Source organism: Streptomyces sp. NPDC045026, from assembly GCF_056432625.1.
The window spans coordinates 177,957-192,553 of sequence record NZ_JBWKIS010000002.1 but is presented as its reverse complement, the minus strand read 5'-3'; the positions used below and the strand labels follow the sequence as shown (position 1 = coordinate 192,553).

General features: G+C 68.0%; 24 protein-coding genes. 2 read left to right on the top strand and 22 right to left on the bottom strand.

The features are described from left to right. Positions 1-13 precede the first annotated feature (13 nt). Complete coding sequence (locus tag AC07EJ_RS04580) at positions 14-1,627, bottom strand: hypothetical protein (RefSeq protein WP_478883761.1); 1,614 nt, start codon at positions 1,625-1,627, stop codon at positions 14-16. Beyond that, a complete protein-coding gene (locus AC07EJ_RS04575) occupies positions 1,617-2,081 on the bottom strand; it encodes a hypothetical protein (protein WP_478883924.1) in 465 nt (154 codons plus the stop codon). Before AC07EJ_RS04575 ends, AC07EJ_RS04580 begins: the two co-directional genes overlap by 11 nt. A 658-nt stretch (positions 2,082-2,739) precedes the next feature. Between AC07EJ_RS04575 and AC07EJ_RS04570 the strand changes: the two genes are divergently transcribed. Next, positions 2,740-2,925: a hypothetical protein gene (locus AC07EJ_RS04570; RefSeq protein ID WP_478883760.1), complete on the top strand. Its 186-nt coding sequence runs from the start codon at positions 2,740-2,742 to the stop codon at positions 2,923-2,925. A gap of 178 nt (positions 2,926-3,103) precedes the next feature. Here AC07EJ_RS04570 and AC07EJ_RS04565 read toward each other — a convergent pair whose 3' ends face one another. From AC07EJ_RS04565 to AC07EJ_RS04470, 20 genes are all read right to left on the bottom strand, one after another. Next, positions 3,104-3,433: a hypothetical protein gene (locus tag AC07EJ_RS04565; protein WP_478883759.1), complete on the bottom strand. Its 330-nt coding sequence runs from the start codon at positions 3,431-3,433 to the stop codon at positions 3,104-3,106. Between the two features lie 18 nt (positions 3,434-3,451). After that, positions 3,452-3,673 (bottom strand): hypothetical protein, encoded by a 222-nt coding sequence (locus AC07EJ_RS04560; RefSeq protein ID WP_478883758.1) that lies wholly within the window; start codon positions 3,671-3,673, stop codon positions 3,452-3,454. A gap of 82 nt (positions 3,674-3,755) precedes the next feature. Continuing rightward, positions 3,756-3,980, bottom strand: coding sequence for a helix-turn-helix domain-containing protein (locus AC07EJ_RS04555; RefSeq protein ID WP_478883757.1), 225 nt, complete (start codon positions 3,978-3,980; stop codon positions 3,756-3,758). A gap of 135 nt (positions 3,981-4,115) precedes the next feature. Beyond that, positions 4,116-4,505, bottom strand: a complete 390-nt coding sequence (locus AC07EJ_RS04550) for a DUF6221 family protein (RefSeq protein ID WP_478883756.1) — start codon at positions 4,503-4,505, stop codon at positions 4,116-4,118. A gap of 94 nt (positions 4,506-4,599) precedes the next feature. Next, on the bottom strand, positions 4,600-4,830 hold the full coding sequence (locus AC07EJ_RS04545; RefSeq protein ID WP_478883755.1) for a hypothetical protein: 231 nt from the start codon (positions 4,828-4,830) through the stop codon (positions 4,600-4,602). A gap of 11 nt (positions 4,831-4,841) precedes the next feature. Next, positions 4,842-5,012: a hypothetical protein gene (locus AC07EJ_RS04540; RefSeq protein ID WP_478883754.1), complete on the bottom strand. Its 171-nt coding sequence runs from the start codon at positions 5,010-5,012 to the stop codon at positions 4,842-4,844. A gap of 9 nt (positions 5,013-5,021) precedes the next feature. Then, on the bottom strand, positions 5,022-5,537 hold the full coding sequence (locus tag AC07EJ_RS04535; RefSeq protein WP_478883753.1) for a hypothetical protein: 516 nt from the start codon (positions 5,535-5,537) through the stop codon (positions 5,022-5,024). 81 nt (positions 5,538-5,618) lie between these two features. Next, positions 5,619-5,846, bottom strand: coding sequence for a hypothetical protein (locus AC07EJ_RS04530; protein ID WP_478883752.1), 228 nt, complete (start codon positions 5,844-5,846; stop codon positions 5,619-5,621). 17 nt (positions 5,847-5,863) lie between these two features. Next, complete coding sequence (locus AC07EJ_RS04525; protein WP_478883751.1) at positions 5,864-8,425, bottom strand: hypothetical protein; 2,562 nt, start codon at positions 8,423-8,425, stop codon at positions 5,864-5,866. Between the two features lie 71 nt (positions 8,426-8,496). Beyond that, positions 8,497-8,889, bottom strand: a complete 393-nt coding sequence (locus AC07EJ_RS04520) for a hypothetical protein (protein ID WP_478883750.1) — start codon at positions 8,887-8,889, stop codon at positions 8,497-8,499. Between the two features lie 2 nt (positions 8,890-8,891). Beyond that, a complete protein-coding gene (locus AC07EJ_RS04515) occupies positions 8,892-10,010 on the bottom strand; it encodes a hypothetical protein (RefSeq protein ID WP_478883749.1) in 1,119 nt (372 codons plus the stop codon). Positions 10,011-10,126: 116 nt separating this feature from the next. Continuing rightward, on the bottom strand, positions 10,127-10,315 hold the full coding sequence (locus AC07EJ_RS04510) for a hypothetical protein (protein WP_478883748.1): 189 nt from the start codon (positions 10,313-10,315) through the stop codon (positions 10,127-10,129). Between the two features lie 180 nt (positions 10,316-10,495). Next, positions 10,496-11,602: a hypothetical protein gene (locus tag AC07EJ_RS04505; RefSeq protein WP_478883747.1), complete on the bottom strand. Its 1,107-nt coding sequence runs from the start codon at positions 11,600-11,602 to the stop codon at positions 10,496-10,498. A gap of 61 nt (positions 11,603-11,663) precedes the next feature. After that, on the bottom strand, positions 11,664-11,825 hold the full coding sequence (locus AC07EJ_RS04500) for a hypothetical protein (RefSeq protein ID WP_478883746.1): 162 nt from the start codon (positions 11,823-11,825) through the stop codon (positions 11,664-11,666). 28 nt (positions 11,826-11,853) lie between these two features. Further along, positions 11,854-12,030 carry a hypothetical protein gene (locus tag AC07EJ_RS04495; RefSeq protein ID WP_478883745.1) on the bottom strand — a complete coding sequence of 59 codons (177 nt, stop codon included), beginning with the start codon at positions 12,028-12,030 and terminating at the stop codon, positions 11,854-11,856. A 32-nt stretch (positions 12,031-12,062) separates the two neighbouring features. Beyond that, the gene (locus AC07EJ_RS04490) at positions 12,063-12,722 is read right to left on the bottom strand and encodes a hypothetical protein (protein WP_478883744.1); all 660 of its coding nucleotides are present in this window, start codon (positions 12,720-12,722) and stop codon (positions 12,063-12,065) included. Between the two features lie 19 nt (positions 12,723-12,741). Beyond that, on the bottom strand, positions 12,742-12,972 hold the full coding sequence (locus AC07EJ_RS04485; protein ID WP_478883743.1) for a hypothetical protein: 231 nt from the start codon (positions 12,970-12,972) through the stop codon (positions 12,742-12,744). Between the two features lie 193 nt (positions 12,973-13,165). Further along, the gene (locus AC07EJ_RS04480) at positions 13,166-13,369 is read right to left on the bottom strand and encodes a hypothetical protein (RefSeq protein ID WP_478883742.1); all 204 of its coding nucleotides are present in this window, start codon (positions 13,367-13,369) and stop codon (positions 13,166-13,168) included. Beyond that, positions 13,366-13,578 (bottom strand): hypothetical protein, encoded by a 213-nt coding sequence (locus AC07EJ_RS04475; protein ID WP_478883741.1) that lies wholly within the window; start codon positions 13,576-13,578, stop codon positions 13,366-13,368. Before AC07EJ_RS04475 ends, AC07EJ_RS04480 begins: the two co-directional genes overlap by 4 nt. Next, positions 13,575-14,024 carry a DUF6907 domain-containing protein gene (locus tag AC07EJ_RS04470; protein ID WP_478883740.1) on the bottom strand — a complete coding sequence of 150 codons (450 nt, stop codon included), beginning with the start codon at positions 14,022-14,024 and terminating at the stop codon, positions 13,575-13,577. Before AC07EJ_RS04470 ends, AC07EJ_RS04475 begins: the two co-directional genes overlap by 4 nt. 111 nt (positions 14,025-14,135) lie before the next feature. Between AC07EJ_RS04470 and AC07EJ_RS04465 the strand changes: the two genes are divergently transcribed. Beyond that, a complete protein-coding gene (locus AC07EJ_RS04465) occupies positions 14,136-14,504 on the top strand; it encodes a hypothetical protein (RefSeq protein ID WP_478883739.1) in 369 nt (122 codons plus the stop codon). Positions 14,505-14,597: the final 93 nt, after the last annotated feature.

The window sequence follows — 14,597 nt, the reverse complement described above, 5'->3', positions numbered from 1 at the left end:
AACTCACCCACCCTCATCGCATGATCAGCATCTTCGACTTCTTCTTCGGACGGGCCTGACCCGCAGCCACCGCGTCACCGGCGGCCTCGTGGGCGAGGATGCTCGGGATCGCAGCGTCGATCTTCTGCGCCGGACTCGCCTTCGCCAGCACGTACCGGCCGCCCGTGCGAGCGGCCTTGCGGGCGTTGCGGACATGGACTGCGGTGATCGGGCAACCGTCATGGCGGAACGCGCTGTCGGCCTTGTTGACGTCGGTGAGCAGCCGCTCGGCCGCCGCGTGCATCTGAACCGTGCGGTACGTGTACCAGCGCACAACGCGCTTCTCCCCGTACTTTTCCGCCGCCGCGTCGATCTCCGACTCCCAGTACGGCGGGTCGGCATAGAAGCGGATCACGTCGAACCGCGCGAACACCTCATCGATCGCCGCAGCGACCTCCAGGCGCGGCACCTGGCCGCCGTAGTCAGCCGGATTCCAGATCGTCGGCAGCTCATCCGGTCCGAACGTCGGGGTGAACTGGTAGCCGTCCAGGGTCTCCAGGCGCAGCGCCGTCCAGTCATCGACGTCCGAGCCATCGAAGCCGACCACAACCGGCGTGCCGTCCGGCACCTCCCGCGGACCTGCGAGCTTGTCCCAGGCGTCCCCGTTCATCCACGACCCGGAGCCGTACACGATGCGGTTCCCGAAGAACCTCTCCGCCTGCTCAGGATCCTTCTCCAACAGCTCCGCGGCCTCGGCCTCGATCGCATCGAGGTCAACGTGCGTGGAGCCCTGATAGACGTGCCGGTGGATCTTCCGACGCTCCTGCTTGTTCTTGTACGAGAGCGACGCTGGCGGCGTCCGATGGAACCGGAAGATGTCCTTGACCTTGGCCTCGGCAGTGCGCTGCGCCACCGAATCCTCAGCCGGATTCCACGCGTTGGTCGTCTCCATGGTCCGGCCGCCCATGCCGGCCGCGCCGCGGCGCTGCGTCGTGGCGACTCGGTCCATCTTGTTCGCCACGGTCCACAGCTGCGTCTCGTCCTGCATCACGAATGTGACCGGGTTACCGAGGCGAGACTGAGCGCTCGAGGTGACGACGTCGATCCGGCCGTCGTTCGGCAAGCGTATGAACTGCTCGCCGACCCGCATGAGTTCACCGAGCGGCCCGTTGCGGATCATCGACTGGAGCGGGCGGTAGACGTTGTCCGTCTGCTCCTCGGAGAACGCCGTGATCTGCACCAGCGGCGTCGGCCACGGGATGCCCATGGGCTCGCCGGGCTGATACTCGTACATCCAGCCACAGCCACAGCCGTGATTACGGCAGTCGTAGACCTCGCCGCCCTTGGCCCAGCCGTCGAAGACCGCGGGCCCGACACCCTCGTTCGCGCACACGCTCGCTGTCCACGGACCCTTGCCAGTCTTCTGCGGCGCCACGCACTGCGACCGCCGGTAGTGGAACGCGGGGGCCAACTGACCGACCTTCGCGCGAGGCTTGATCCGGTAGAAGTTCGCCGTGCACCACAGCTGCCAGTCGTACATCTCGAACGGCTCGCCCTTACGGAAGCCGTCCGGGACCACGCAGTGCTGCTCAATCCAGTCGCAGGCCACCCACAGTGTGGGGAAGTCGACGACGAACTCAGTCTCCATCGCCCGGGACGACCTTCAGCCGCGAACGCGACGACGATCGGGCGGTCGGCCTCCGGCCGCCAGTCGCCACCGGGGCGGCTTCCTCGGCCGTGACCCTCCACCGGTTCGCGCGCATCCCCGGCGTCGTCAGCCCAAGCGAATCGCCCATCTGACGCACGAGCGTCGACAGGTTCACCCGGGAGTCCATGAGCTCGGCCTCGGTCAGCCGGCGCACATACAGCGCCACCTCGACCTCCTGGCCGAACCGTTCCCACATCAAGGCCTGCGGCTTCCGCCACAGGTCAGCCCACAGTTCGGCTTCCCGGACGCTCTGCTCCGTCAGCGGCCATTCGGGCGTTGCGCCCTGGCGGCCCTCGGCGGGCAGGATCGTCCATTCGCCGGCGTCCCTTTCGCGCCGCAGCGCGTTCGGATCGGGCGCGGGACCGGATCGTGCGCGTGCTCCACCCTTCGGCATATCGATCACTCCAACTGCCGCGTTGCGCGGCCAGATACGCCGTCACGTTGCGTGGCCGGCTGAGCCCCGTTGATGATCAACTAGGGAGTTCTGATCTTGACCGACCTGCGGGAGCCCTCCCCGGCGGTCTTTCCGTGATCATCCTGAGGGGGTCACCCCCCACGTCGATCTTGGATGCCTCGACAACCCGGGGGTGATCAAGGTCCCGTGATCACTGCGCGTGTTCACGGATGGCCGGCATTCCAGCCTCCTGGCTGATGCGCCGCGGTCTCTACGCTGTGGCACGGACCGCACAACCCTCGCCCGTACTGCGAGTCGTTGGCATCAAGGCCTGCTGCCTCGAGCTCTCGCCTGCTACGGGGATGGTGGTCTGCGTGCTGGCTCGGCCTCTCCTTACACAGCACACAGAGAGGGTCGCGCTCCAGGACTGCGGTACGGAAGCGTCTGCGGTGCTGGGTTCCGTAGCCGCGCTGTGTGCTCGTACCCCGCCTGCGTTCGGCCTTGGCCTTGCAGTCTGTGCACCTGCCACTGGCTGTGTACTCGGGGCAGCCTGGCGTGGAGCAGATGGACATTGCCCGTCTGGGCACCAGCATCACCTGCCCTCCACTAGCGTGCTTTGCCCAGGAACCAGGGGGGTTCCAGGATGAAGGGGTCTGCAATGGCAAGCGGGTGCCGTGACTGCAAGACGTGCACGAAGAGCTTCATCGGCCGCATGGGCCTGAAGGCGGCCTACTTGTTCACGCTCGCCTGGCTGGTCAAGCCTGTGTTCATGAGGAACTGCCCTCAGTGCAAACACCTCATGAAGCGCCATCAGCGCAGGCGTGACGGATCCTTCCAGGACTAGGCGCGGTCGAGCCCTGCTGTTGCGTGCGCCTTGGCCAGGTGCCCATAGACCAGGCTCATGTCTGCTCGGGCTCGGGCATGGAGGCCATCACCCGCGCGTGTGTGCGTGAATTGCACGCTGAGCCGCATCGGTTCCTTGCACTCGGGGCAGCGGATGACGCACCGGCCTGTGGCTGCCATCAGATCCCGAAGGCGAGCAGCTTGAGCTCTGCGTTGTCCACGTCGACCTGCATCGGGGATCCGTATGCGTCCGTGGGGAACGGGCCGATGTAGCGGCTGGTCGACTGGGGGATGCTCACGGTCTTGGGCGTGACGGCCTGTCCATCTGTCAGCCCGGGGATCCTGAGAGTGACCGTGCGCGCCACAGTGGTGCCCGAGTTCCGGACGAGAAGCACGACGCGACCGTTGTTCGCGACGGAGTGGTTGTTCGTGGCGTCGCCATTGACCTCGGTCGGGGCAGCTACACCCGCGCGGGAGATCTGGGTGACGGGGATTGCAACGCGGGGCATGGCTTGCTCCTCGGGAGGTCAGTTGTCGGTGCCCTCGATGGGCGGAGTGCCGGGCCCGCTGCTGGGCGGTTCGGATGTCGGCGGCCGGCTCGTCGGGGGCGCGCTGGTGGGCGGCTTCGACGTGGGCGGCTTCGTTGTCGGAGAGCTCGTCGGCCCGGGGCTGCAGCCGTCGTCCGCGCAGCCTGCAAGGCCGAGGACGAAGGTCACGGTGAGCGCGGCGACAGTGAGCGTTCGGCGCATGATTCCTCGAAGGGTTGGGGTCCCGCCGCCCGCCAGGGCAGACGGCGGGACATCGGGGTCCGCGGGGGACGTTGACCCCGAGCTATGCGGCGCGTGCGCCTTCGGGGAGCGCCGGCGGGTCGCCGAGGGCGACCTCGCCGGTCCATTCGTCGACGGTCTTGCGAGGCAGCTCGCGCAGGTCGTAGCGGGCGCTCTTGCCCTTGCCGTGCCGGCTGATGCGTCCTTCGGATGCCCAGCGCCAGATCGTGCCAACGGGACGGCCCGTGTAGTAGGCGGCGTCGGCGGCGGTGGCGAGTGCGGGAGGCATGCTCACCTCCTGCGGATATGACGAAGGGCCACCGGGTTCGGATGGCCCTTTGAGCGCACGATGTCTATATGAGCAGATCATCGCTTCGGTGCAGGTGAACTGTCAAGTTACGGTTGAGGGTTCGCGGTGCATGCTCTACGGCCGCCATTCCTCGCGGTAGCCGGGCCGGTCCGCGTAGGGCAGGGCGAGCAGGCGCAGCGTGGGGCAGGGCCACGAATGCTCGGGGAACTGGTGGTTCGGTTCGCAGGAGCGGCACACGGTCGCCGTGGCGAAGTGCTGTGCCCCACCTCCGGACCGGAGCACCGCGCGCCCGTGCAGCTTCACGATTTGCCGCTTGGCGTCGATCTCGCGCAGCACCCGCGCCGGATCATGCCAGGCCATGTGAGCGAGGATTTCCACGCCGAGGTCTGGGCCGTAAATGACGATGTCGCGCTCATCCCACTTACCGTCTCCGGAGCAGGCCCGCGCGATCCGTCCGTCCTCGTCGAGCTGCTCGCCGAGCCACTGCACGATGTCGTCGGTCATGGGGTCATCCTCTCGCTAGAGACCGAGCACGGCCCTGTACGGTCACAGCAGCGCCCCCGCACTAGACCTGCGGGGGCGCGCCGTTGTTGCGGGCTCAGGCGGCTGTGGGTGTGATCCCCTGCTGAGCGAGTGCCAGTCGGAGGCCCTCGGCTGCTTCTTCGTCGGTGATCTCGGTGGTGAGGTAGCGGCCGTACATGGCGTTCGCCTTGGTCTTCACGACGCCCACGGTGGCGGTGGGTCGGTCGTTCTTCCACGCTCCCCGGGTGGCGAGTTCGGATGCGGCGTGGCGGGCCATGGCTACACGTTCGGTGATCTTCTTCGGCATGGGGTTCCTTCTCAGTACGAGGCAGGGATGGGCTTGTCGGGGTGGCGGACGTGGAATCCGGCGGCGAGCATGGCGTGCTGGTCGTCCCTCTGAAGTCCTTGCTTGCCGCAGCTGCACGTCCAGGTGATGCCGTCGGTGGTGGCCTTGTGGCCGTTGCGGCGGTTGTTGTAGACGCCGTTCACGGGTCTCCTTCACTGCTGGTTGTTGGTCTTGGCCCACACGCCGCTGGTGCGGCTGTCGATGTTGCGCTGGTCCTGGTAGACGGGCGCCCCGAAGTGGTTGTGGATCTCGGGCGGGGCGGCCTGGACGACTTCCTTGGCGCTCTTCATGAGGCCTTTGAGGGCGAGGACGGGGATGGCGAGGGCGGCGGGGACGGCGATGACGCAGCCGCAGACCCAGCCGATGACGGTGGGGTTGGCGTGCCCTGTGGCCCAGATGACGGCGGTGCCGGCTCCACCGAGGGTGGCGGCGAGGACGCTGCTGGAGAGGATCGTGGTGTTGAGGTCGACGGCGCGCTGGCTCATGGGGGGCCGTCGGGTTCCGGGCTGGTCCGCGGGCGGTGTCGTCCCGATGCGGGGGCCGTCCTCCCATGACGGCAGGTCGGGGTTGAGGTAGCGGGTCTGCATCGCTTGGGCGAGCGCTTCCTCGACGGCGCCGGCGAGCTTGTGGACTTCGGCCCGGTCGGTGGGCTCAGGCTGTGCGGGCATGGCTGGGGCTCCTTCCGGGCCAGGGGTGGCGTGGTGGGTTTGGTGGCAGCGGCCCGCGGTTGGGCGGGCCGCCGCTGCGGGCTACTTGGCGGAGACGTCGTTGACGGTCTGTGTCGCTGCCCCAGCCCCGTTGCCGATCATCGTCTGGACCTTGTCGACGACGCCGGCGCCGATCGGGGTCATCATCACGAGGACCCAGAAGAGGGAGACGACGAGGACTTCGCGCGGGCGGAAGCTGCTGTCCTTCTTCATCCAGATGGCGATGCCGATGGCGGCGATGAGGGCGAGGCCGGTCACGGTCAGGTTCATGTTTTCTCCAGGTGGGGTTAGGCGCTGATGGGTTCGTTGTCGAGGGGCTGTGCGGTGTGCCAGTCCTGCCGCTTCTTTTCGAGCTTTCCGAGGCGCTCCAGGCGCGCGGTCGCGTTGGCGACGTTCTGCCGAGTGAGATCGGTGGCCTCAGCGATCTGCTTGTTGCGACGTGCGCCGCCGTCCACGGCGCGCCAGACGAGCTCTGAGCGACTGGGCGGCACGATGTCGTCGAGGTCGTCGTCATCGACGTCCGCGCCGGCGTCTGCGGACTGTGCGGGCGTGGTGACAATGACGGTCTTGTTCTTCTTGTTCTTCTCCTGCACCTTGGCGACCAGCTCGCGAAGGAACTGCTCTTCCTCGCCAGCGTCGAGGTGCCGGTACTCCTCGCGGCGCAGGTAGGCGAGCCCGGCCGGCCCCGCCTTGCAGGCTGCGTCGGCTTCCTGCCAGCTGATCGACTCCAGAGGAAACTGACGGGCGACGCGGGCCGGGTTGCTGTGGAACATGGCCCGCGACTGGGTGTACTGGGCTTTGCCGTCGGCGATGTAGAACATGCCGCCGGTCTCGGATCCGTCGGGGAACCGCTCGGGCAGCGGAGCGAGGCGGAACTCGGGGGTGCGGGAGCCGAGCGACATGATGTCGATGTCGGAGCGCGCGGTGCGGAACAGGGCGATGTTCCCGGACTGAAGCATGTCCCTGATCGCGTTCGCGCTGGCATCGGAGCCGATCGAGTCCAGGTTGGGGATCTGCACCCAGATGCGGGCACCGATGCCCGCTGCTCGGGACAGACGGCCGACGCTGGACACGGACCGCAGGAGTGGCTTGACGTGGTCAGCCTGGGGATCCTTGAGGATCATCTCGTTGAACTCGTCCCAGACCGCCGACATGGGCTTGAAGGGATCGTCGGGCACGAAGAAGCTGCGCCCGTTCTCGGTGAACCCGTCGGCGTCGAGCCACTGCAGCTTCATCTGCTCCGCGTACCGGTACTCGCTCACCGCGTTGGCGGCCTGCCCCATGAGCATGGCCCCATAGGGCGACTTAAGGAGCCAGTCCAGCTCGGTTTGCCAGGGCGCGTACCCGGCGCCTCCTTTGCCGTCGGCGAGCCAGGAGATGAACCCGTTCTTGCGCTGGGCGACTTGCAGGTCTTCTTCGAGGGAGGTCTTGCCGGCGCCGGTGGTGCCGGAGCCGAAGGAGTGCACGGCGGATGCGGACGGCCTGCCGGACAGACCGCGGCGGCTCGGGTCGAACTTGAGGAGCCGCCACTTGGCAGCGCCGCCGTAGATGTCCTTGCCGACGGTGATGTAGCCCTGCTCGTCCATGAGGAGGGCGTCGAGGTCAAGGTCAACGCCACCCTGGAGCGGGTTGTTGGTCATCTCGTTGACCTCGATGCGGCGGGCGTCGACGACGCGCAGGTGGAGGCGGGCGACGGCGTCTTCGCCTTCGAGGTCGAGGGCTTGGGCGATAGCCCGCGGCTGGACGTCGGCGACGGATGAGCCTTTGCGGGGCATGAGGATCTGGAAGCTGCGGCCGAACTCGGTGGCTTCGGGGGCTATCAGCTGGCTGCCTGCGTAGGGGTTGTACTCGGCCCACACGGCGACCAGGTCGTCCATGTCGAGTTCGCTGGTGGTGGCGCGGAGCTTGACCTTGAGGGTGGCGCGGTCGGCGGGCATGTCGTCGGGCCGGTGGATGTTCACGGCGCGCGGCGGCACCCGGAAGGCGATGGAGACCGAGTCCTGGTCGACGTTGAGTGCGGACCGGCCGGTACTGGAGACGATGATCGCAGTGAACTGGTTGTCGTCGAGGTGGGCGTTGGTCAGTTTGGAGCCGGGCAGCTGGCCGCGCTCGTGGGCGATCCATTCGGCCCACTGCGCCAGGTACCAAGCGGCGCCCTTCGGCGTCTCCGCAGCGTCGCCTCCGCAGTCAGGGCGGCCGATGAAGCGGGCACCCCAGCCGGTGGCGGCGCTCATGACGAGCAGGCGCCCCCACCAGGGCAGTTCAGCGAAGCCGCTGGCCGGTACGGCGGCGAGCGGACCGGCACGCAGCGCCATCTCGGCCAGCGAGTGCTTGCGCCACCAGGCGCTGCCCCAGGAAGGAAGTGCGTGCTCCCAGGCGGTGCGAAGCAGGGCGCAGCGGGCCTGATGGGAGTCACCGGTCGCGGCGCGCACCAGGGCGTCACGGTCGGGATGCAGCCGCCAACCGTCACTGCCGCCGATCACGAACAGGCGCTCACCGCCAGAGCCGACGGCAGGAAGCCTGCCGGGGTCGGCGGCAAGCCGGTGTCGCATGCGACGCAGCCGGCGCCGGTAGGAGCTGTTGCTGGCGCTGTTCAGCCACTGCCACGGCGCGCCCTCGCCGGGCAGCCACCGCCACGGGCCCGGGTTCATGCCGAGGGCGGTCCAGCCTGCGGCGATACCGGTGGCTCCTACGGTGGCGTACAGCAGCGGGTCACCGGTGAGCAGGGTTGATACCGCACCTGCACCGGCGCCGACGAGGACGCCGGGGGTGAGCAGGCGGCTGGCCCGCGCACTGGAGGTGGTCGGTTCGGCGCCTTTCTCGTTGGTCTGCGCGGTGGGTACGGTCATGGTTGCCATCGGTCTTCTCCGAGTCTCGGGTGGTGGAAGGGCGGGGCGTGCTGGCCCCGCCCTTCGGGGTGTCAGCGGCGCTGGATGAAGGCGGGTTCGCTCATCTGCACCGGATTGGTGCGGTTGGCGTCCCGCATGCGCCCGTGCTGGGACTGCGTCTCCGCTTCCAGGCCCTGGGCGGCCACGATCAGGTCGTCCGCAGCGGAGACGATCGCGCCGACGTTGCCTGCCGCTGCAGTGCCGAGCCGCGACACCTCCATGTATGCGGTGGTCGTCGGCTCGTCCACGTTGAGGACGGTCATGGCTTCGGACAGATACCGGGCGGAGGCGGCCCGGTCTTCGTACCTGGCCTTCATGCGTTCGGTGGCGCTCTTGGTGCGATGAGCGCGCACGGTGTAGGCGGCAGCCCTGGCGAGGACTGCGGCGACGGTGACGATCGAGTTGACCTTCGCGGCGACACTCATGGTCAGGCCACCTCCTTGGTCTCGTAGACCTCGCTGTGGGCGTTGGTGTCTTCCGCGTCGACGGCGTCGGAGATGTAGGCCTGCCGGTCGGCGACGGACTCCATGTCTGCGGCAATGCCGGCGTACACGCCCTGTCCGACCTCCAGGAGCGTCTTGGCTTTCACGACGGCTTCGCGCTGGGCCAGGGTGTTCTGCTGGAGTTCGGTGACGCCGCTGCGGATGACGCCGTAGATCTCGGTGCAGCGGGCGACCCAGGCGATGGTCTTCTGGCCGAAGCCGGTGTCCTGCATCGAGGCCATGAGTGCGTCGCCGCGTCCGACTTCCCGTTCGGCCCGTTCGCGGATCCTGTCGTAGGTGCGCACATCGTCCTCGCACATGATGGAGAGCTCGTCGCTCTCGTCCAGGACTGACTCGTAGGAAACTTCTGCTGCCATGCGCCCAACTCCTTGTGGGGTGTCGGCGGGTTGCGGTGTGGGTTGCGGTGCTGTTTCCGGCGGTCCGTCCGTGGCGGGTTCGTCCTCCGCGGCTGCAGGCTCCGGCTTTGTGATGTCGGTGGCGGGGTCCTTCGGTGCTTCGGGCTCGCCTGTCTTGGCCGCCTCGACTGGGTCGGCAGCCGGCTCCTCCGCCTTGTCGCCGTCGTCGGCGACGACGGGCGGCTCGGCCGGTATCGGCGGCACCATCGGCGGGACGGTAGGCGGCAGCGGCACGAGCACCGGTGCCGGGTCGTCGTGACCTGCGGCCTTGCGTCGGTTGCGATACGACCGGATCGCGTTCCGCCCGGTGTCGTGCGCCCAGGTCACGCTCCTGCCTGCCCAGGTGCCGGCGCGGTGGCCGAGCGGGGGCCGGCTGGGGCGGTGACTGCGGTAGCCCGAACTGAACGTGGCCGGGGCGCCATCTGCGGACTTGGCGTTCGGCGCGTCCTTCCAGGGCGACGAGTTCCCGACTGCAGGAACGGTCGCTTCGCCGTGCTTGTCGGCGATCTTCTGGACGGCCTTCTCGTGACGTGTCCGCTCTCGCATCTGGTCGCGCTGCGCCGGGGACAGCCCCAGCTTCGCCTGCTCGCTCTGCGCGCCGCCCGTGTACGCGAGCCACGCGCACGCCGCGATGAGCAGAAGTTCCATCGTGTTCCCCTTACTTGCTGTGATCGGGGCGGGTGAACGTCGGCGTCGTGCGCGCACGTGCGCGCGTAGCAGACGGGGAGTTCACTTGTCACCCAGGTGAATGAGCGGGTGAATGTTCACGTCGAGTAGCGGTCGGTGATGGCCTGGAGGGCATCACCGACCTCGCGCCATGCGCGGTTGGCCACCTCCGGGTCCAGGTCGCGCAGCACGCTGCGCAGGCGGTCCAGCCGTCGGATCGCCCCCGTCTTCGGGGAGACGCGGTCCTTCTGCTTGATCTCCTTGGGCCAGTACGTGGCTCCGCGCACGGCTGATCTCCTCTCTTCGTTGGTCTGGTCGGTTCGTTCCGGGTCTGCTTGCCGGGTCTGCGAGCGTTCCGCTCACCGGGTCACTCACCGGTTGACCTGCGGTTTTGCTAAGCCGACTGCTTCCGGCAGTCGCGGCAAGGTCCAGAACTCCTGGGTGCTGGACCCTGCGGCGATCGCCGGCTAGCGGATGGGGGTGCCGGTCTCAAGCTCTTCGATCTCGGTCCAGGCGTGGCGGATGCGCTCCTCGCGAGCGACGAAGCCGGCGTCACGGAAGTCCTTCTGCGCCTGCCGGTAGGAGCGGGGCGGCTCCATGCCGTAGCGCAGCCAGCGGATCACCACAGACAGCTGCTCGTTGGTGAGCTTGGCGCCCGGCTCGGGCAGCGGAATGCCCTCTGCGTCTGCGAGCTCTTGCAGGCTCATCTGGTTCTCGACCGGGGCCTGCCCGACGGGCGTCTCCCCGGTCTCCGGAGCCGCGGTTTCAGGCCGGGTCACGGGGGGTGTGGTCACGGGTGCGATTTCCGGCTTGGCCTGTGTGACCACCGTGTGACCGTCCAGGTCGGCGCCGCTGTCTCCGCCGGCCGTGACCGCAGGCCGGGAGACAGCGCCTACGAGGTCCCGTTGGGCGAAGGCGCGGGCCTTCTCTCCGTCGCTCGACTCTGAACTCTGGAGCTTGTCCTCGGCCTTAGCTCGCGCCTTATTGATCTTCTTCTGTGCGGTCGTCAACACCTGCGCCTGAGCGATCTGCCGCTCCATGGCTGCGAGGTGGCCGGCGGTCTCGGCGACGACTTCAGTGCGGGCCTCGACCCGCAGATGCCGGGCATCGGCCGCAGCCAGGGCTCGGGCGTTGCGGTCGGCTGCCGACTGATCGGCGATCCGCGACGCCGTCTCTCCATCTGCCAGGACGTTCGCGGCGAACAGGCGCAGGCCCATGAAAAGGGCTGCAGCGACGGGCACGAAGGCGAAGACCTTGGCGTGCCCCAGGATCAGGAGCGTCCCGGTCGATACGCCGACCGCCAACGCGGACAGGCCCAACATCACGGCCATCCCGACCCGGGACCGCTGCTGGATCGCGACCTCCGACATCCGCAGCGACCCGATCCACAGCGCGTCGTACATGATCGCGATCGACCAACCGACCGCGGTGCCCAGCGGACCGTGCAGGTTCAGGATGTGGCCCAGCTGCCCGCCGACCGTGATGGCGACAAGCGCCAGAGCGGCCAGCGTCAGAAGCTTCTCCACCACCGAGAACACGTCCAGGCGGCGCAGGGACTGCAGGGGCTTCCTCATGACTCCTCCTCTCAAGGGTCTTGGGGTGCCGGGGGAAGCGGGTGCCTCCCCGGCGTTGGGGTCAGCCTCGGCGGGGCTTCTTCGCGGCCTTCTCGGCGGCGTCGGCCTGGTCGTTCGACGCCACGAACTCGTCGCTGTCCGGGTCGGTGTCGCCGCTGTTGAAGCGGGCGTTGTGCTCCCGCTGCTCGCGAGTGCCGCGGATCATGTCGGTGAAGCGGCCCATGACGGGCTCCTCTCTGTTGGGGTTGGGGCTACTGGTCTTCGATGTCGCTGATGGCGACGTTGCGCTGGAAGCCGTCGGGGCGGGACACGGTGGCCCAGCGGCTTTGCAGACCGACCACCGTGTACGTCTCGCCGTCGTGCTGGACCTTTTTGCCCATGAGGTGGGCGTCGTGGTGCTGCTCGTCCCTCACTCGCTTGCTTCGCATGAGCTGTCCTCTCGGGTTGGGGTGGTGCGGAGTCAGGCGGCAGGGATGCCGGTGCAGCTGTTGGAATGGGTGCCGTTGGGGAGTTGTGTGAGTTCGGCGATCTCATCGCCGGTCAAGTGCAGTCGGGCGGCAAGAACGTCAGCGACGCCTGTTATGGCGGCCCAGTGCTGGTCGACGATCTGGTCGGCGAGGTCGTGGACGACGCGGTAGTCGTTGTGGTCCTTGCCGAAGCCGATGTGCGGGTTGGTGGAGAGGACGTTCCGGCGGTCGGTGTAGGCGCCGAGTTCCACGCCCGCGGCACGGGTGGGCGTCCAGAGGTTGTTTGCGAGGAGCCAACGGTTCTCGGCTCGTTCGCCAGCTCCGTGGAACACGGCGTATCCCTGGCCATCGGAGAAGTTGCAGGCGGAGACGCGGCCGTTGACAGTGACGGGTGCACTCAGGGAGGCGGGTACAGGCTCCGTGGCCGGCGCCAGCCTCGTGTAGTGGACGTGAGCGCCAGCGGCGAGGCATGCGATGGCGTGGGCGGTCTCGTGGATGGCCGTCAGTTGCTGGCGCTGGGTGGCCGTCAGGTCGCCGAGGAGCTCGGAGCTCTTAGCGAACGATCCGGGGACTGGGTGGCGGGTGTAGTAGGTCTGGCCGTTGATGGTGATGCCGTCGTGCCAGGTGTGGGTGGGCTGGGCGGTGTCCATCACGGTCAGCGGTCCTCTCGGGTTAGGCGGCGGCCGGGTAGTCGAAGCCGTCGAACTCGGCGAGCAGGTCCGGGTCGGCGAACAGACGGATCTGCAACATGCGGGTCACGTCGCCGTCCTCGCGGGCCTTGACGTACTCGCCGAACAGGTCGGTGATGCTCAGGACCATCGCCTCGGCGACAGTCGTGGTGGCGCGCGCCTTGCGGCCCAGCTCGGTGACGCCGAGATCGCCGGAGAACAGGTACGGAGACATGGGGGTGCCCTTCACGTGGATCAAGCGGGAATTGGGGTACTGCGTGGTGGTGCGCCGCGCTGGCGGAGGCCGTGGGGGAACGTCATCCCCGCCAGCGCGGCAGCTGTGGGCTAGCGGGGGCGCTGCTCGCTGCGCTTGTTCGCCTCGGCGACCTTGCGGCTGAGTTCTGCGCTCTCTTCGGCGGTCACGACGATCACCAGTCCCCGAACGTGCAGACGATCGAGCAGCCGGAGACCTTGCAGTCGTGGGCGCGGATCTCGGCCGCCCGCCGCTCGTCCTGCTCGCGACGGGACGGAGCCCAGCGAACCGGCTCGGCGCCTTCCTTCAGCTCCTGGCAGCGGAGACAGTCGTCGACGTGGCGGCCGAAGTTCGGCTTGTGCGAGTGCTTCGCCGTCACGCCGTCACCTCGATCAGGTGCAGCAGGCCGGCACGCTCCAGGAAGCGGCGGGAGGCGGCCATCGTGGCCTGCGCGTCACCGAGGGCGATGTACTGCGCGCCCGACAGGTCGATCGCGTTCACCGCGGACAGCTCCGCGTAGCGGGACTTCGCAACCTCGAAGCGGGTCACGGCGCGGACGACGTCGAAGGGAAGGGTTGCGGTGCTCATGCCGCCACCGCCGAAGCGTTCGCGGTACGCGCCGTGTGGGCGGCGGCCCGGATCTGGGCGGCGAACGCGATCAGGTCACCCGCGAGTTCGTCCGCCATGGCCGGCGTCAGGTGCGCCTCGTCCGCGGACTCGTCCCCGATGAGGACGTGAGCGGTACGCATCCGCTCGTCGTGGTGGGCCGGGACGGCGTTGAGCCGCGCGAACCACGAGTAGATGGCGGTGCCCTCGTCGAGCATCGTCGGCACCTGAACGCCGAACATGTCGCCGTAGTGCGTGATGTCCTCGACCGCGATCTCCGGCTCCGACGCGTGCGCCTCGGTGCACCACGAGTCGGGGCACTCGATAAACACGGTCTGCGTCCGGCTCGGCCGGCCGATCAGGGCCGCCACGAGGCGGGGGGTGATGGGGCTGTCCGCCTTGATGGCGGGCTGTACGGTGGTCGTCATGGTTCTGGGTCCTCTCAGCGATCCGAACCAGTGCCCCGTTCGGTGTTCACAGCACCGGCGGGGCTTTTTCATGCCCTGGCGTAGCGGCTTGATGCGCTCTATAGTTGCAACATGATGAAGCAAACGCAAGCGCTCAGGAGGAACTGGCCGAATCTCGTGTTGGTTGCCCCCAGTAGTTGCAACGGGGGGCTGTGGGAACATCTGGCTATGACGGATGAGGCGACGGCGCGCAGAGACGCGGCACTGAAGCGGCTGGACGAACTGAGCGCGGCCTATGAGGCAGCCAAGAAGCCCTTCGACGAGGCACGCGACGCGCTGCATTCCGCCGTCGTCGAGATCCTGCTGAACCGCGAAGCGCGACCAGGCGAGGTCTCCGACCACACGCCCTACGACCGCAACCACATCCGTCGGATCGCGAACGCTGCCGGCGTGCCGCCCCTCAGGGAGAGCACGGTGCGTAGCGCCAAGCGTGACGAGTAGCGAGCTTCCAGCGGCTGAGACATCTCCCACCTCCCCTCGTGACTAGGAAATCGCCTGGGGAGGGTGTGAGGTCAGCCTGAGAGTCGATCACTC

Bases quoted from the DNA above. Each gene is read 5' to 3' on its own strand.
- AC07EJ_RS04560 (WP_478883758.1), bottom strand. From the start codon at position 3,673: ATGCGCCGAACGCTCACTGTCGCCGCGCTCACCGTGACCTTCGTCCTC.
- AC07EJ_RS04475 (WP_478883741.1), bottom strand. From the start codon at position 13,578: ATGAGCACCGCAACCCTTCCCTTCGACGTCGTCCGCGCCGTGACCCGC.
- AC07EJ_RS04485 (WP_478883743.1), bottom strand. From the start codon at position 12,972: ATGTCTCCGTACCTGTTCTCCGGCGATCTCGGCGTCACCGAGCTGGGC.
- AC07EJ_RS04545 (WP_478883755.1), bottom strand. From the start codon at position 4,830: ATGCCGAAGAAGATCACCGAACGTGTAGCCATGGCCCGCCACGCCGCA.
- AC07EJ_RS04565 (WP_478883759.1), bottom strand. From the start codon at position 3,433: ATGCCCCGCGTTGCAATCCCCGTCACCCAGATCTCCCGCGCGGGTGTA.
- AC07EJ_RS04495 (WP_478883745.1), bottom strand. From the start codon at position 12,030: ATGCGAAGCAAGCGAGTGAGGGACGAGCAGCACCACGACGCCCACCTC.
- AC07EJ_RS04520 (WP_478883750.1), bottom strand. From the start codon at position 8,889: ATGAGTGTCGCCGCGAAGGTCAACTCGATCGTCACCGTCGCCGCAGTC.
- AC07EJ_RS04515 (WP_478883749.1), bottom strand. From the start codon at position 10,010: ATGGAACTTCTGCTCATCGCGGCGTGCGCGTGGCTCGCGTACACGGGC.
- AC07EJ_RS04550 (WP_478883756.1), bottom strand. From the start codon at position 4,505: ATGACCGACGACATCGTGCAGTGGCTCGGCGAGCAGCTCGACGAGGAC.
- AC07EJ_RS04580 (WP_478883761.1), bottom strand. From the start codon at position 1,627: ATGGAGACTGAGTTCGTCGTCGACTTCCCCACACTGTGGGTGGCCTGC.
- AC07EJ_RS04530 (WP_478883752.1), bottom strand. From the start codon at position 5,846: ATGAACCTGACCGTGACCGGCCTCGCCCTCATCGCCGCCATCGGCATC.
- AC07EJ_RS04525 (WP_478883751.1), bottom strand. From the start codon at position 8,425: ATGACCGTACCCACCGCGCAGACCAACGAGAAAGGCGCCGAACCGACC.
- AC07EJ_RS04555 (WP_478883757.1), bottom strand. From the start codon at position 3,980: ATGCCTCCCGCACTCGCCACCGCCGCCGACGCCGCCTACTACACGGGC.
- AC07EJ_RS04570 (WP_478883760.1), top strand. From the start codon at position 2,740: ATGGCAAGCGGGTGCCGTGACTGCAAGACGTGCACGAAGAGCTTCATC.
- AC07EJ_RS04505 (WP_478883747.1), bottom strand. From the start codon at position 11,602: ATGAGGAAGCCCCTGCAGTCCCTGCGCCGCCTGGACGTGTTCTCGGTG.
- AC07EJ_RS04470 (WP_478883740.1), bottom strand. From the start codon at position 14,024: ATGACGACCACCGTACAGCCCGCCATCAAGGCGGACAGCCCCATCACC.
- AC07EJ_RS04575 (WP_478883924.1), bottom strand. From the start codon at position 2,081: ATGCCGAAGGGTGGAGCACGCGCACGATCCGGTCCCGCGCCCGATCCG.
- AC07EJ_RS04535 (WP_478883753.1), bottom strand. From the start codon at position 5,537: ATGCCCGCACAGCCTGAGCCCACCGACCGGGCCGAAGTCCACAAGCTC.
- AC07EJ_RS04500 (WP_478883746.1), bottom strand. From the start codon at position 11,825: ATGGGCCGCTTCACCGACATGATCCGCGGCACTCGCGAGCAGCGGGAG.
- AC07EJ_RS04465 (WP_478883739.1), top strand. From the start codon at position 14,136: ATGATGAAGCAAACGCAAGCGCTCAGGAGGAACTGGCCGAATCTCGTG.